The 13,802-nt window shown below is 31.0% G+C and carries 15 protein-coding genes; 8 read left to right on the forward strand and 7 right to left on the reverse strand.

From position 1 onward, the window contains the following. Window positions 1-23: 23 nt before the first annotated feature. From WHD08_RS12800 to WHD08_RS12820, 5 genes are all read right to left on the reverse strand, one after another. The gene (locus WHD08_RS12800) at window positions 24-230 is read right to left on the reverse strand and encodes a helix-turn-helix domain-containing protein (RefSeq protein WP_165731639.1); all 207 of its coding nucleotides are present in this window, start codon (window positions 228-230) and stop codon (window positions 24-26) included. 1 nt (window position 231) lies between these two features. Next, window positions 232-735 (reverse strand): DUF2975 domain-containing protein, encoded by a 504-nt coding sequence (locus WHD08_RS12805; RefSeq protein WP_208890556.1) that lies wholly within the window; start codon window positions 733-735, stop codon window positions 232-234. A gap of 75 nt (window positions 736-810) precedes the next feature. Continuing rightward, a complete protein-coding gene (locus WHD08_RS12810) occupies window positions 811-1,245 on the reverse strand; it encodes a LexA family protein (protein ID WP_208890555.1) in 435 nt (144 codons plus the stop codon). Window positions 1,246-1,297: 52 nt separating this feature from the next. Continuing rightward, complete coding sequence (locus WHD08_RS12815) at window positions 1,298-1,675, reverse strand: DUF2007 domain-containing protein (protein WP_208890554.1); 378 nt, start codon at window positions 1,673-1,675, stop codon at window positions 1,298-1,300. Between the two features lie 106 nt (window positions 1,676-1,781). Continuing rightward, window positions 1,782-3,047 carry a Y-family DNA polymerase gene (locus WHD08_RS12820; protein ID WP_208890553.1) on the reverse strand — a complete coding sequence of 422 codons (1,266 nt, stop codon included), beginning with the start codon at window positions 3,045-3,047 and terminating at the stop codon, window positions 1,782-1,784. Between the two features lie 118 nt (window positions 3,048-3,165). On the opposite strand from WHD08_RS12820, the gene WHD08_RS12825 reads away from it, so the two are divergent. Both WHD08_RS12825 and WHD08_RS12830 read left to right on the forward strand, forming a co-directional pair. Then, window positions 3,166-3,408, forward strand: coding sequence for a hypothetical protein (locus WHD08_RS12825; RefSeq protein ID WP_208890552.1), 243 nt, complete (start codon window positions 3,166-3,168; stop codon window positions 3,406-3,408). Further along, entirely contained in the window at window positions 3,399-3,554 is a 156-nt protein-coding gene (locus tag WHD08_RS12830; protein WP_208890551.1) for a type II toxin-antitoxin system RelE/ParE family toxin, read from the forward strand. The genes WHD08_RS12825 and WHD08_RS12830 overlap by 10 nt, the downstream gene beginning before the upstream one ends. Window positions 3,555-3,916: 362 nt before the next feature. Here the strand turns inward: WHD08_RS12830 and WHD08_RS12835 are convergent, their stop codons facing one another. After that, window positions 3,917-5,416 carry a PLP-dependent aminotransferase family protein gene (locus WHD08_RS12835; RefSeq protein WP_166383585.1) on the reverse strand — a complete coding sequence of 500 codons (1,500 nt, stop codon included), beginning with the start codon at window positions 5,414-5,416 and terminating at the stop codon, window positions 3,917-3,919. A gap of 67 nt (window positions 5,417-5,483) precedes the next feature. Here WHD08_RS12835 and WHD08_RS12840 point away from each other — a divergent pair, with 67 nt between their 5' ends. The 5 genes from WHD08_RS12840 to WHD08_RS12860 all read left to right on the forward strand — a co-directional run bounded on the left by WHD08_RS12840 (window position 5,484) and on the right by WHD08_RS12860 (window position 11,144). Then, complete coding sequence (locus WHD08_RS12840) at window positions 5,484-7,310, forward strand: TonB-dependent receptor (protein ID WP_208890550.1); 1,827 nt, start codon at window positions 5,484-5,486, stop codon at window positions 7,308-7,310. 12 nt (window positions 7,311-7,322) lie between these two features. Further along, on the forward strand, window positions 7,323-8,420 hold the full coding sequence (gene bioB / locus WHD08_RS12845) for a biotin synthase BioB (protein ID WP_208890549.1): 1,098 nt from the start codon (window positions 7,323-7,325) through the stop codon (window positions 8,418-8,420). Between the two features lie 393 nt (window positions 8,421-8,813). Continuing rightward, entirely contained in the window at window positions 8,814-9,386 is a 573-nt protein-coding gene (locus WHD08_RS12850) for a hypothetical protein (protein WP_208890548.1), read from the forward strand. A gap of 21 nt (window positions 9,387-9,407) precedes the next feature. Next, window positions 9,408-10,811: a flotillin family protein gene (locus WHD08_RS12855; protein WP_165731651.1), complete on the forward strand. Its 1,404-nt coding sequence runs from the start codon at window positions 9,408-9,410 to the stop codon at window positions 10,809-10,811. A gap of 177 nt (window positions 10,812-10,988) precedes the next feature. Continuing rightward, complete coding sequence (locus WHD08_RS12860) at window positions 10,989-11,144, forward strand: hypothetical protein (protein WP_165731652.1); 156 nt, start codon at window positions 10,989-10,991, stop codon at window positions 11,142-11,144. A gap of 441 nt (window positions 11,145-11,585) precedes the next feature. On the opposite strand, the gene rseP is transcribed toward WHD08_RS12860, so the two are convergent. Further along, window positions 11,586-12,932 (reverse strand): RIP metalloprotease RseP, encoded by a 1,347-nt coding sequence (rseP, locus tag WHD08_RS12865; RefSeq protein WP_165731653.1) that lies wholly within the window; start codon window positions 12,930-12,932, stop codon window positions 11,586-11,588. 171 nt (window positions 12,933-13,103) lie between these two features. On the opposite strand from rseP, the gene WHD08_RS12870 reads away from it, so the two are divergent. Next, window positions 13,104-13,784, forward strand: coding sequence for an SCO family protein (locus WHD08_RS12870; RefSeq protein WP_165731654.1), 681 nt, complete (start codon window positions 13,104-13,106; stop codon window positions 13,782-13,784). The last annotated feature ends 18 nt before the right edge of the window (window positions 13,785-13,802 follow it).

Consider the following 13,802-nt stretch of genomic DNA (forward strand, 5'->3'; position numbering starts at 1 on the left):
AAGGCAGATTAAAAGTACTGTTTTTAATCTTTTTGATACTCTAAAATATCTGCAGGTTGACAATCTAGTGCTTTGCAAATTGCTTCTAAGGTAGAAAAACGAACGGCCTTTGCTTTGCCAGACTTTAAAACGGATAAGTTTGCGGTTGTAATGCCAATGATTTCTGCCAATTCTTTACTCCGCATTTTACGTTTGGCAAGCATTACATCTAAGTTTACTATGATTGCCATATTATATTGTTAAGTCGTTTTCTTGTTTCTGATGTTTTGCGATTTTAAAGATTTCACTTAAAGTCAAAAAGAATAATCCTAAACAGATAATAACTAAATGCTGATTTAAACCGAATTCTAAAGATATTTTTTGCTCAAAATACACTTTATTGATTATAGAAATTGTGAATGAAATAATTCCGGAAATCAATAATAGATTTCCTGCCTTTTTGAAGGATGAAATAACGGTTTCTTCAAATATTTTTACTCTTACAAAGTGGTTTAGTACTTTCTTAAAAAAATACAAAGCAGCAATAATTAATAAATAATTTAGTGTAGAAACAACAAGAAGTGTTTTTGAGAATAGTGTGTCGGTATTAAGACCTATTGAGTTTATTTTTATATTTAAATCACCTAGGTCTACAAAGAAAATCGCAATAGAAAATCCGATAATTATTAAGACTATTGGCATGGAAAAAATCCAAAGTAAATCTACAATTGCTTTTAAAATATTAATTTTTCTCATGACTTTACATATTTGACACTGTAAATATATAAAAATTATCGAAAAACAATAATAAAATATTAAAAAAAGGTAATTTTAAACTTTTTTGATAACGCTTGTTACAATTCCCCAAATCATAAAATCATTCTCTTCTGTGATTTTTATAATAGGATAATTAGGGTTTTCTGGTTGTAACCAAACTTCGTTTTTTTCTACACGTAAACGTTTCACAGTGAAATCGCCATCTAAAAAACAAACAGCAATTTTATTGTTGGCAGGTTCTAAACTTCTGTCAATAACTAATAAATCATTGTCATCTAAACCTGCATCAATCATAGATTGCCCTTTTACTTTTGCAAAAAAAGTAGCGTCTTTGTTGTGGATTAATTCATCATCTAAAGAAATTCTAGTTTCTCTAAAATCATCTGCAGGAGAAGGAAAACCAGCAGAAATACCAACATCAACCAAAATAGCTCCGTTACCAGAGGAAGTTTTAGGTGTAAAAAAAGTAAGGTTTTTAGTTCCGTTCATAATGTTTGCAAATTATAACTTTTCTTTAAATGTTAGAGGTATTATTTTGCAATTAAAATAGGGTCTTACAATTATTACAAATGCGTCTTGTTTTTTCGAAAAAAGGAAATAACTTGTAAAATATATTTTTACTTTGAATTGGAGCAATTAGAATTCGGTTTGAATTACATTTTGGACAAATAAAATCATTTCCATTTTCATCCTTTTGATAAATTCTAATTTCATTGTAAATTTCAGAGGCTTTTTCAAAATCATTTTTATGAACCAGTAATTTTACACCTCCAATAGCATCACTAATAAAAGGATCTGCATCTATGGTCTTTTCATCCATTAACATTGTTACAAAGCCTTCTAAATCTAATTTAGACTTAGTAACATGTGCTTCTATAGAATATTGAAAAACGGCTAATATTTTGTAATTATCATTCATAAAAATATCATTTATTATCAATTTAAAGGTTAAAACCTTGTAATTATGAGATTCCTCCTCGTTCCTCGTTCGGAATGACAAACTGAATTTAAAAAGATTTTATTTTTTATTTAGATGCTTTTACAATAAAAACATCATTAATATTTGTGGTAAACCTAGCAGATAATCTTTCTTGACGCATTTTCCACGTGCGGTTTAAATCTTGATTTCCTAATTTAATTTTGTCTGCTTTAAATTTACGATTTAATTTGTCTATTGCGGACATTAAAGGTTTGTGTTTTGGGTTTTCGTTTGAAAATAAATTCAACTGAAAATTATCATTAGGTACTAAACCTGTAACAATAACACCTGCTCTTTTATATTTTATGCCTGCTTTAAAAATACTTTTTACAGCTTCTACAGCTGCATTGGCAATGGTTAAAGTAGAATCTGTTGGAGAGGAAAAAACAACTGTTGTACTTTCTCTATGTTGTTGAAATTCTTTTTTATGACGATCGCTAGAAAGTTGTACAATTAACATGTGACAACTAGATTCTTGCTTTCGTAATTTTTCTGCACAACTAGCTGCAAAGGTAGAAATACGCTCTTTTATATTGTCAATATCAGCATAGGTGTACTCAAAACTACGTGTGGTAGCAATCATTTTTTTTGATGAAACTTCTTCTAACGGAATTTTAGAAATGCCTTGTAAATCTTTTTGCAAACGCCATGCTACAATAGAAAATTCTTTTAAAACCCAATCACTAGAAAGTTGTGTAAAATCGTATGCCGTAATACAGCCTTTTGCTTCCAATCTTTTTTTTAAACGACTCCCAATTCCCCAAACATTGCCAATTTTTGTCCATTTTAAGGCTTTGATTCTTTTTTCGTCAGAATCTATAATACAAATCCCTTTCGATTGTTTTAGGTTAGAACGCGCAATTTTATTGGCAACTTTAGTCAATGCTTTGGTTGGTGCAATGCCAACGCAAGTTGGTATGCCTGTCCATTTTAAAATACGACTTCTCATTCTTGTAGCGTATTCCTGCAGGTCATAATTTTCAAATCCTTTTAATTGTAAAAAAGATTCATCAATAGAATAAACTTCTACATCCGGAGAAAAATCAGCCAAAATATTCATCACTCTTGCACTCATATCTCCGTACAACGGATAATTAGAAGACAAAACCGTAATATTATTTGCTTTACAAAAGGCGTCCCACTTAAAAATAGGCGCACCAAAAGGCAATTGTAATTTCTTAGCTTCATCGCTCATAGAAATAACACAACCATCATTATTACTTAAAATAGCAACGGGTTTTCCTTGTAAGTTGGGGTTAAAAACCCGCTCGCAAGAAGCATAAAAATTATTACAATCTATAAGTGCAAACATGCTATAAAAGTACCTAAAAATAGCAGGTAAAATAGCGTTGTTAATATCTTAATTTATAAAAAATAAATTGATTTTAGCTTTTTTTAAAATTTCATATCTTTGAAAAAAGTCAATTAAAATGGATTTACAAACTAGAAAAATAGAATTTGTTCAAGAATTTCTTAAACTGCAAAGTGAAGAAGTTATTTCTCGTTTTGAAAAAATCTTAAGAAAAGAAAAAGGAAATTCTAAGCAAGAAAATTTTAAACCTATGTCTATTGAGGAGTTTAATTCACGAATAGACCAGTCTATAAATGACTCTAAAAATGGAAGATTAATAAGTTCAAGTGAATTGAAGTCCAAAATAGAGGAATGGAATTAAATCTATTTTGGACTGAATTTGCTAAGAATGAACTTGAGGGTATTTATAAATATTATCGAGAAAAAGCAGGAATTGTAATCTCTAAAAAACTTGTAAAAGGAATTTATAATGAAACGCTTAATTTAAAAAAAACCAACCTGAAATAGGACAAATTGAAGGATTGTTAGAAAATCGAAAAGAAGAATTCAGGTCTTTAATTTACAAAAACTACAAATTAATTTATTGGATAAATTTTAAAGAAAAGAGGATTGAAATAAGTGATGTTTTTGATACTCGACAAAATCCACCTAAAATTAAACGAAATAAATAAAATAGACATTGTCATGCTGAACTTGTTTCAGCATCTCATTAAAGTGATCGATATAGCTAAGAGAATCTGAAATAAATTCAGATTGACAAAATTTTACTTTAAAGACACTTTACTGTAAGCCTTTTTTAATTTCTAGCATCTCATTAAAGTGATCGATATAGCTAAGAGAATCTGAAATAAATTCAGATTGACAAAATTTTATTTTAAAGACACTTTACTGTAAGCATTTTTTAATTTCTGAATAACAATCTCAATTTCTTCTATAGCCAAATGACCAAAACCAAAACGGATTGCACACGTGTTTTTATCTTGATACAGAATTGTTTTGGGTAGAAATAAATCGTTTTTTTCTGCTTCTTCAGCTAGTTTTACCAAAGAAATTTGTTGTGAAAATTGCAACCAAAGTGCTAATCCGCCAGCAGGAATTTCCCATTTCGCCGTTTCAGAAAAATAGTGCGTTAAGAGTTTACACAAACAATCTCGTCTTTGTTTATAGACAACAATGTTTTTTTTCATGAGACGATAAATTTCACCTTCATTAATTAATTCAGACAACATTTGTTCTTGAATTAAATCGCCTTGTTTGTCTAGTAGCTGTAAATAATTGTTAGCTTCCGAAATTAAATTTTCTGGCGCAACTACAAATCCTGTTTGAAAACTAGGGAATAAGGATTGGCCCAATTTTCCTAAATAAATAACCATTCCGTTAGTATCTGCACTTGCCATGGGTAACATTGCAGAACCAGTAAACTGAAAATCGTAATCATAATCATCTTCAATAATAGCAAAACCATATTCTTTTGCCAATTGCAATAAAGCCAAACGGCGTTCTGCACTTAAGGTTACTGTTGTTGGGTAATCTCTATGTGCACATACATACACACATCTAATACTTCCTTTTATAAAATGTTTTTTAATATAATCTACATCTAAACCATCTGCATCTACAGGGATTGTTTTAATGGTTGCGTGGGCTTGTTGAAAAATCATATTAGCTGCATAATTACTTAAATTACCAACTAAAACAAGGTCGTTTTGTTTTATCAATAGTTGAGAAACAATATACAAACTCATTTCTGTACTACGTGTATTAATTAAATTATTTGGGGTTATATGAAAACCTCTCGTTGCATTTAAATAATTACAAAGTTGTGTTTGAAATAAAGAATAGGAAGATTCATTGGGTTTGTTCCATTTTTTTATCAGCGTTTTTCGCTTCATAGCAGCGCTGTACCATCTTGTAAATTCATGTACAGGATGTAGACGTAAATCTGGTTTACCATCATTAATGGTATACTTTGCTGTTGTTAATTGAGTTGTGGATGCTAAATGAAATGATTTTTGAAAAGGAAACCCTGTAGATTTTGCATACGTATATGCCTGATTTATTTTTTGAGAAGGTGCTTTTATTTTTGATGATTTCTGCTCTGGCTCTAAGACAAACGTACCTTTATTAGGTATAATTTCTACCCAACCTTGTGACGCCAACTCCTCGTAAATAGCAACGGCTGTATTTCTATGAATTTTTAAGGTCTGCCCCAATATGCGTGTTCCTGGTAAAATGGTACCTTTAACTAAAAACCTACGTTGTATTGCATTTATAATTTGCTGAGACACTTGTATGTAAACAGGCTGAGGTATTGATTTATCAAAATTAATTAACTGTTTAAAAAGTGCAATAACCGGACTATCTATCATTTTAAAACTGGACTAGTTTAATCGTCCGGAAAGTTACGAGTTTTGCAGCGTATTTAAATGATTATTTATGAAAATTAAAATTACCTTAATAGCAACTTTGTTATTATCAGCGATACATACAAAAGCACAAGTAGATCCTATAAAAAGAGATACTTTAAAAGAAGTAGTAATTACGTCTACAAGAATAGATTTACCTTTTAAAGAGAACTCTAGAACTATAGATGTTATTTCATCTGAAGCAATTAAAAATAGTGCGGCTACAAATGTTGCAGATTTATTACAGCAAGTTGCGGGTGTAGATATTAGAAGAAGGGGAACTGCTGGTAGTCAGGCAGATTTATATATTAGAGGAGGAGGTTTCGACCAGACTTTATTATTGGTTGATGGTATTAAAATGGATGATTCTCAAACCGGTCATCATACATTAAATGCCGCTTTACCTATAGAGGTTATCGAAAGAATAGAAATTATTAAAGGTCCTGCAGCAAGAGTTTTCGGTCAGAATGCATTTACAGGAGCTATAAATATTGTTACTAAAAAGAGGTTAGCAAGCAGTGCTAGTATAAATGTAGAAGGTGGTTCTTTCGGACAATTAAATAGTTCTGTAACTTTTGGAGAAGAATACGAGAACGCTTCTTTTATGGTGCATGTTGGTGCATTAACTTCAGATGGTTATAGAACTAATTCTGATTATGAAAATAAGAATTATGTACTAAAAGGGATTTTTAATAAGAAGAAACAGCCTATTGAGGTTTTAGGTACTTTTTTCGATAAAAAATATGGTGCAGAGAATTTTTATACAACAAATCCAGATTGGCATGAGTATGAAGAAACTCAGAATAGCGTAATAGGAGTTTCTACAGTTTTTAGAACTGAAAAATTTAAGATTACACCAAGAGTTTATTGGAGAAGAGGGCAAGATATTTTCTTATTAAAAAGAGAGGATCCTAGTTTTTTTAGAAATTTACATATTACCAACAAAGTGGGTGCAGAGGCTAATGCTTCATATGCTTCTAATTTAGGAATTACTGGTTTTGGTATAGATCTTTCTAGAGTTTCTATAAGTAGTAATAATTTAGGAAAAAGAAATAGAACAATGGCAAATCTATTTTTAGAACATCGTTTTAAATTGGCTAATGAAAAGTTAGATATTACTCCGGGAGTTGCAGTTACTTATTTTTCTGATTTTAAATTTCATGCTTTTCCAGGAGTAGATATTGGGTATCAGGTTTCTGAAAACTTAAAAGCTTATGGGAATTTAGGAGTTACCTATAGAATACCTACTTATACCGATTTATTTTATAATGATCCTAGAACTATTGGAAATGAAAATTTAGACCCAGAAGAAGCATTTGCACAAGAAATTGGTTTAAAGTATAACTCTGGAAAATTTACAACTTCTGTTGCCATTTTTAATAGAGATGCAGATAATCTAATTGATTTTATTAGACCAGACACAGATCCTACTTCACAATATGAGGCAACTAATATTGCAAAAGTAAATACCAGAGGTTTTGAATTGAATGCAGATTATCGTTTTAAATTAAATGAGTTTAATCAGACTTTATCTTTTGGATATAATTTTTTAGATGATGACATTTTAGATCAGAATAAAGAGTTGTCTCGTTATTCTTTAAATACGTTAAGACATCAATTTATAACTCGTTTTTCATCAAAATTATTTAAAAATGTAAGTCAGAATATTATTTACAAACATGCAGAACGTACTGTAGGTACAAGCTATAATGTTTGGGATGCTTCTGTAATTGTAGATTTTAATAAATTTAGTTTTACAGTTACTGCAAATAATATTTTTGATGCAGAATATATAGAATCTGGTTTTGTACCAATGCCACCAAGTAATGTGTTATTTGGTTTGCGTTATAGTTACTAAAAAAAAATAGCTATGAGTGAAGTAAGGCATAATTGGACAAAAGAAGAAGTTTTAGAAATTTATAATAAGCCATTAATGGAGTTGCTGTATGAAGCTGCAACAGTTCATAGAAAACAACATAATCCTAATGTGGTGCAGGTGTCAACCTTATTATCAATAAAAACAGGAGGTTGTTCAGAAGATTGTGGGTATTGTCCGCAAGCCGCAAGATATCATACCAATGTAGAGGGTAATGATTTAATGACTGTAAATCAGGTAAAGGCACAAGCATTAAGAGCAAAAGAAAGTGGAAGTTCTCGTGTTTGTATGGGAGCTGCATGGAGAAATGTAAAAGATGGGCCAGAATTTGATAGCGTCTTAGATATGGTAAGAACCGTAAATAAGTTAGACATGGAGGTTTGTTGCACCTTGGGTATGGTAACCGAAAATCAGGCTAAAAGGTTGGCGGAAGCTGGTTTATATGCGTATAATCATAATTTAGATTCGTCAGAAGAATATTATAAAGAAGTAATTTCTACAAGAGGTTACCAAGATCGATTAGATACTATAAGTAATGTACGTAAAACGAATGTTACAGTTTGTTCTGGCGGAATTATTGGTATGGGAGAATCTGCTGCAGATAGAGTAGGAATGCTAGTTGCATTGTCTACCTTAAATCCACAGCCAGAATCTACGCCAATTAATGCGTTAGTTGCGGTTGAAGGAACTCCTTTGGAAGATGAAAAACCAGTGGAAATTTGGGATATGATTAGAATGGTTGCCACCACAAGAATTGTTTTACCAGAAACGCAAGTTCGTTTATCTGCAGGTAGAACTCAAATGAGTAGAGAAGGGCAGGCAATGTGTTTCTTTGCGGGGGCAAATTCTATTTTTGCTGGAGATAAATTATTAACAACTCCAAACCCAGATGTAAATGAAGATATGAAGATGTTTCAATTATTAGGTTTGAATCCTCAAAAACCATTTACTAAAAAAGTTCAACCAGAAACCATTGCTGCAGAAGATTCTAAATATCAATCTTTAGAAGAAAAACCAAAATGGACGAGACCAAGCCATAAAATTGACAGAAATGAAGCTGCCAAACAAAAAGGTAAGATGCTAAAAGGTTAAAAGTAATATTCCTTCTTTTAATTGATTTAAGAAATGAATTATGTATTTAATTTAGATGTTATAGCAACTATTTTTTACATAAATAAATTATATAATTTTAAAAGGCCTTGATCTATTTTATCAAGGCTTTTTCTTTTTTGATGAATTTTTCAAAAAAAAACTGTAACAAAATAGATTCTTTAACTACTTATAAGAGAAGCTTAATTATACCAACTCACTTTAATCTTATTATTTCTAGAATAAAAAAGAGGTTAAAAAAGTTTAAAATCAACTTAAAAAGAGAGCTCTTAAAAGTTGATGTTATAAAATGGTATTGCACTTTATATTGATGGAATAAATCGCTTTATTCAGTCAAAAAACATTTATCTTTAATCTCTTTTAAAACAAACTGCTATGATGGAATGGTTTCAAGAATTAACTGCTTTCGAGAAGACCTATTGGATAATTACAGGGATTTCTACCTTTATGTTTTTGTTGGTATTAATATCAACAATAATTGGTGCAGAAACAGATGATATTGGTGATGTAGATGCAGAAATTGATGCAGATACAGGTGCAGGATTTCAATTTTTTACGTTGAAAAACTTAGTCGCTTTTTTTGCCATATTTGGTTGGAGCGGTATTGCTAGTGTAGATGCAGGAAACTCTAAAGTAGTTACTGTAATTATCTCTGTGTTTTGTGGATTGGTAATGATGTTTGTGATGGCAGCATTATTTTATTACATCAGTAAATTAAGTTCTAGCGGAACTTTAAAAATGAAAAATGCTTTAAACTCTATTGGTGAAGTCTATTTAACTGTAGGTGCAAATAGATCTAAAACAGGTAAAATTCAAATTAAAATTCAAGGGGCTTTAAGAGAATTAGAAGCTTTAACAGATCATAATGAAGATTTAAAACAAGGAAAAATTATAAAAGTAATAGAAGTAACAAACAACGGAACATTAATTATAGAACCTCAAAACTAAAAAATAACTATGCTAAACTTTATGATATTACAAACTAGTCAATTTGCCGGATTAATCGGAATCGGAATTGCAATTCTCTTCGTTTTTATATTGCTAATTGCAATGGTAAAAAGATATAAGAGATGTCCATCAGACAGAATTTTGGTGGTATATGGAAAAGTAGGTGGAGGAGAATCTGCTAAATGTATTCATGGTGGAGCTGCATTTATATTTCCGGTAATTCAAGATTATCAATTTTTAGATTTAACACCTATTTCTATTGAAGTAAATTTGGTAAATGCACTTTCTAAGCAAAATATTCGTGTAAATGTTCCTTCAAGATTTACTATTGGGGTTTCTACAGAACCAGGAATCATGCAAAATGCTGCAGAAAGATTGTTAGGTTTAGATCAAGATAGCATTCAAGATTTAGCACAAGAAATTATATTTGGTCAGTTACGTTTGGTAGTTGCATCGATGGATATTGAAGAAATTAACAACGACCGTGATAAGTTTTTAACCAATATTTCTCAATCTGTAGAAACAGAGTTAAAGAAAGTAGGGTTAAAATTAATCAACGTAAATATTACAGATATTGTTGATGAATCTGGTTATATAGAAGCTTTAGGAAAAGAAGCAGCTGCGCACGCAATTAACGCGGCACGTAAATCGGTTGCAGAAAAAAATAGAGATGGTTCTATTGGTGAAGCAAACGCAGTACAAGATGAAAGAACACAAGTTGCAGCAGCAAATGCACAAGCAGTAGCTGGGGAAAATACAGCAAAAATTAATGTAGCAAATTCAGACTCTTTAAGAAGACAAAGAGAGGCAGAAGCAGAACGTACAGCAATTGCATCAGAAAAAGTACAAACAGCAAATGCATTAAAAGAATCTTATGCTGCAGAGCAAGAAGCAGAGGTTGCAAGAGCGGAAAGAGAGCGTTCTTCTCAATTAGCAGATATTATTGTACCTGCCGAAATAGACAAACGTAAAGTAGAAATAGACGCAGAAGCAAGAGCAGAAAACATTAGAAGAATTGCAAAAGGTGAAGCCGATGCAATTTTATTTAAAGCACAAGCGGAAGCACAAGGTTTGTTTGAGGTTTTAACAAAACAAGCACAAGGTTTAGATCAAATAGTGAAAGCTGCTGGAAACGATTCTCAAAATGCAGCCTTATTATTAATTGCAGATAAATTACCAGAATTGGTAAAAATACAAGCAGAAGCTATTAAAAATATTAAGATTGATAAAGTTACTGTTTGGGAAAACGGAGGAGGAGCAGATGGAAAAACATCAACCTCTAACTTTATTTCTGGAATGTATAAAGCGGTACCGCCTTTACAAGAAATGTTTAATATGGCAGGTATGGAGTTGCCAAGTTATTTAAAAGGAAAAGATATCCCTGCGGAATTACCTGCTGAGGTTATTGATACCAAAGATAACTAGTTTATAAACATACAAGTTTTAACGGAAGCCATCATTTATTTTTTAAATGATGGTTTTTTTGATATATAATTTATTGCAGAAGATTTAAAGTGTTGATTTTTAAACAGGTATTAATACGGGGTAAATACATTGCTTGTATTTAGTAAATTGCGGTTTAAAATAAATATCCCCTAGCTTATGAAATCTTGTCCGAAATGTAAATCTGAATCTAGACATAGAATGATGAGAAAAGGAATTGTAAAGATTATTCCAGGAACAAGAGGTTATGCTTGTGATAATTGTAATACACAGTATGCATGGTTTTCTTTTATCAATCGTACGTTTAGAGTGTAGTAAAAAAGCCATTCTAAAAGAGTATAATCTTTTTATACAGAACTTGTTTCTGTGACTCTGTTTGCTCAAAATCAGTATTTATAAGAACTTGATATCAATTCAGATTTCCCAAAATTTCTTATTATATAAGCTTTCTTTTTTGTATCCTAGTTTAGTATATAAATCAGATAATTTAGAATAGAATTATCTTGTTGTAACTTGCTAAATTTCAGGGGTAAACCAAACAGACTAATTATGAAAGCTTGCCCAAAGTGTAAATCTACATCTAACCACAGAATGAGAAGGGGGGCATTTGTTAAAATGATACCAGGTACTAAGGCTTATGCTTGCGATAAGTGTAACACGCAGTACACTTGGTTTTCTTTTATCAACCGTTCTTTTAAGGTATAAAAAAAGCCTCACTTTTATTAAAGTGAGGCTTTTTAATTGCTTTTATTTTGTTTAGTTAAACAACCTAAAGATATCATTTCCGTTTGCGAAAAGTAATAAAGCTATTAAAAGAATAAAGCCTGTTACTTGTGCATATTCTAAAAATTTATCTCCTGGTTTTTTACCAGTTATCATTTCCCAAAGGGTAAAAACAACATGACCACCATCTAAAGCAGGTATTGGTAAAAGGTTCATAAAACCTAACATAATAGATAAGAATGCTGTGATGTTCCAGAAAGATTCTGCGCTCCATTCCGAAGGGAAAATACTTCCTATAGAAATAAATCCACCTAATCCTTTATAAGCTCCTGTGCTTGGGTTAAAGATCTTCTTTAATTGTTTTATATAGTCTGTAAGTGTTTTTACAGATTTGTTCCATCCTGCAGGAATTGCTTCTGCAAAAGTGTATTCGATATTCGCTAAATCGTAGTAGCCAAGTCTTTCTAAGTCTTTAGAAGGTAATAAGCCAAAACCAACACCTAATTTACCGTCATTGGTAACTTTTACAGCGACATCTTTTGTTTCGTTTTCTCTTTTTATGGTAACAGAAATATCTTGATTTTTAAACTTATTTAATTCAACCTGAGCTTCATCAAAATACTTTATTGGGTTTCCGTTAATGGCAACAACAATATCTTTCGCTTTTAAATCAGCATTTTTATTTGGTGAATCTTCAGAAACACTTGTAATAGCAAAAGGATATCTAGGTAGTAAAATTACACCAGCATCTTTACCTCTGTCTACTAATTGAGAGATAAAATCTTCTGGAATTACTTTATCAATAACTTGTCCTTCTCTTTCAATCTGAAAATTATTACCGTTTACAAACCCTAGAGTTAGTTCGTTAAATTTTTTAATTTTTTCTCCATCAATAGTTAAAACTTTATCTCCAGTTTGTAAACCTAAGTTCATAGCTAAAGAATCCTGTACCCAAACACCGTCTTTTACATTCTCGTTTGGTAAAAAGTTTTCACCATAAGCATACATTAACATAATGTAGATAAAAATACCTAAAACAAAGTTTACAAAAACTCCACCCAACATTATAATTAGACGTTGCCATGCCGGTTTAGAACGAAATTCCCAAGGTTGCGGTGGTAAAGCCATTTGCTCGGTATCCATACTTTCGTCTATCATACCAGATATTTTTACATATCCACCAAGAGGAATCCAACCAATACCATAAACGGTATCACCAATTTTTTTCTTAAAAATAGAGAATTTATAATCAAAGAATAAGTAGAATTTTTCTACTTTGGTTTTAAACAATTTTGCAGGGATAAAGTGCCCTAACTCGTGCAATACAATCAATAAAGATAAACTTAAAATAAATTGTGATGCTTTTATTAATATTTCCATTCAGCGTTAAATCATAGTTAAAATAGTCGCAAATGTACGTTTTTAAAGGTAGTTGCAAAAGAACAAATTGAGGTACCTTTTTAATTTAACAAAGATTTTGGAAACTATTCCCTTTTGTTTTTTTCTCTAAGGTTTTATTAAGTCGTAAATTTGTTGTCACAAAATTATCTTATGGAGTTTAAAATCTTTAAAAAGTCTATTCCTCTACTTATCTTTTTTGCGGTGTTTTCTGCAATTTCACTTACAGTTTATTATCATTTATTAAAGGTAGATACTCGTCTTAAAATTTTTAACCCTATTGATGTTAACCCAAGATTGGTAGACGATAGTATGGTGCATATTCAAAACAACCATACCATTGCAGACTTTAAACTGACCAATCAAAATGGAGAAACGATTACTAATAATAATTATAAAGATAAAATTTACATAGCAGATTTCTTTTTTACCCGTTGCCAAACAATTTGTATTGCCATGGCGTATAATATGGGAGAGTTGCAAGAGTTTTATAAAGATGATAATGATATTATGTTTTTGTCGCATTCTGTTACTCCAGTTATGGATAGCGTTTCTGTTCTAAAAGAATATGCAGATAGAAAAGGGGTTATTGATGGGAAATGGAATGTAACTACAGGTTCTAAAAAGCACATTTATGAGTTGGCGCGAAAAAGTTATTTTGCAGTTTTAGATGAAGGGAATGGTGATGAAAGTGATTTTATACACACAGAACAATTTGTTTTAGTTGATAAAGACAGACGAATTCGTGGGTATTATGATGGGACGGAGAAAGAGGATATGGAGAAACTTAAAAATGATATTGTTTTGTTAAAAGAAGAATATGCTTCTGAATAACTTGTTTAGAATCATTCT

Origin of the sequence: Polaribacter sejongensis (genome assembly GCF_038024065.1) — a bacterium.
Classification (GTDB): domain Bacteria; phylum Bacteroidota; class Bacteroidia; order Flavobacteriales; family Flavobacteriaceae; genus Polaribacter; species Polaribacter sejongensis.

What these genes read in the sequence shown, in the direction of transcription:
- WHD08_RS12800 (WP_165731639.1), bottom strand. Translation starts at nt 230, where the DNA reads ATGGCAATCATAGTAAACTTAGATGTAATGCTTGCCAAACGTAAAATG.
- WHD08_RS12805 (WP_208890556.1), bottom strand. Translation starts at nt 735, where the DNA reads ATGAGAAAAATTAATATTTTAAAAGCAATTGTAGATTTACTTTGGATT.
- WHD08_RS12810 (WP_208890555.1), bottom strand. Translation starts at nt 1,245, where the DNA reads ATGAACGGAACTAAAAACCTTACTTTTTTTACACCTAAAACTTCCTCT.
- WHD08_RS12815 (WP_208890554.1), bottom strand. Translation starts at nt 1,675, where the DNA reads ATGAATGATAATTACAAAATATTAGCCGTTTTTCAATATTCTATAGAA.
- WHD08_RS12820 (WP_208890553.1), bottom strand. Translation starts at nt 3,047, where the DNA reads ATGTTTGCACTTATAGATTGTAATAATTTTTATGCTTCTTGCGAGCGG.
- WHD08_RS12825 (WP_208890552.1), top strand. Translation starts at nt 3,166, where the DNA reads ATGGATTTACAAACTAGAAAAATAGAATTTGTTCAAGAATTTCTTAAA.
- WHD08_RS12830 (WP_208890551.1), top strand. Translation starts at nt 3,399, where the DNA reads ATGGAATTAAATCTATTTTGGACTGAATTTGCTAAGAATGAACTTGAG.
- WHD08_RS12835 (WP_166383585.1), bottom strand. Translation starts at nt 5,416, where the DNA reads ATGATAGATAGTCCGGTTATTGCACTTTTTAAACAGTTAATTAATTTT.
- WHD08_RS12840 (WP_208890550.1), top strand. Translation starts at nt 5,484, where the DNA reads ATGAAAATTAAAATTACCTTAATAGCAACTTTGTTATTATCAGCGATA.
- bioB (WP_208890549.1), top strand. Translation starts at nt 7,323, where the DNA reads ATGAGTGAAGTAAGGCATAATTGGACAAAAGAAGAAGTTTTAGAAATT.
- WHD08_RS12850 (WP_208890548.1), top strand. Translation starts at nt 8,814, where the DNA reads ATGATGGAATGGTTTCAAGAATTAACTGCTTTCGAGAAGACCTATTGG.
- WHD08_RS12855 (WP_165731651.1), top strand. Translation starts at nt 9,408, where the DNA reads ATGATATTACAAACTAGTCAATTTGCCGGATTAATCGGAATCGGAATT.
- WHD08_RS12860 (WP_165731652.1), top strand. Translation starts at nt 10,989, where the DNA reads ATGAAATCTTGTCCGAAATGTAAATCTGAATCTAGACATAGAATGATG.
- rseP (WP_165731653.1), bottom strand. Translation starts at nt 12,932, where the DNA reads ATGGAAATATTAATAAAAGCATCACAATTTATTTTAAGTTTATCTTTA.
- WHD08_RS12870 (WP_165731654.1), top strand. Translation starts at nt 13,104, where the DNA reads ATGGAGTTTAAAATCTTTAAAAAGTCTATTCCTCTACTTATCTTTTTT.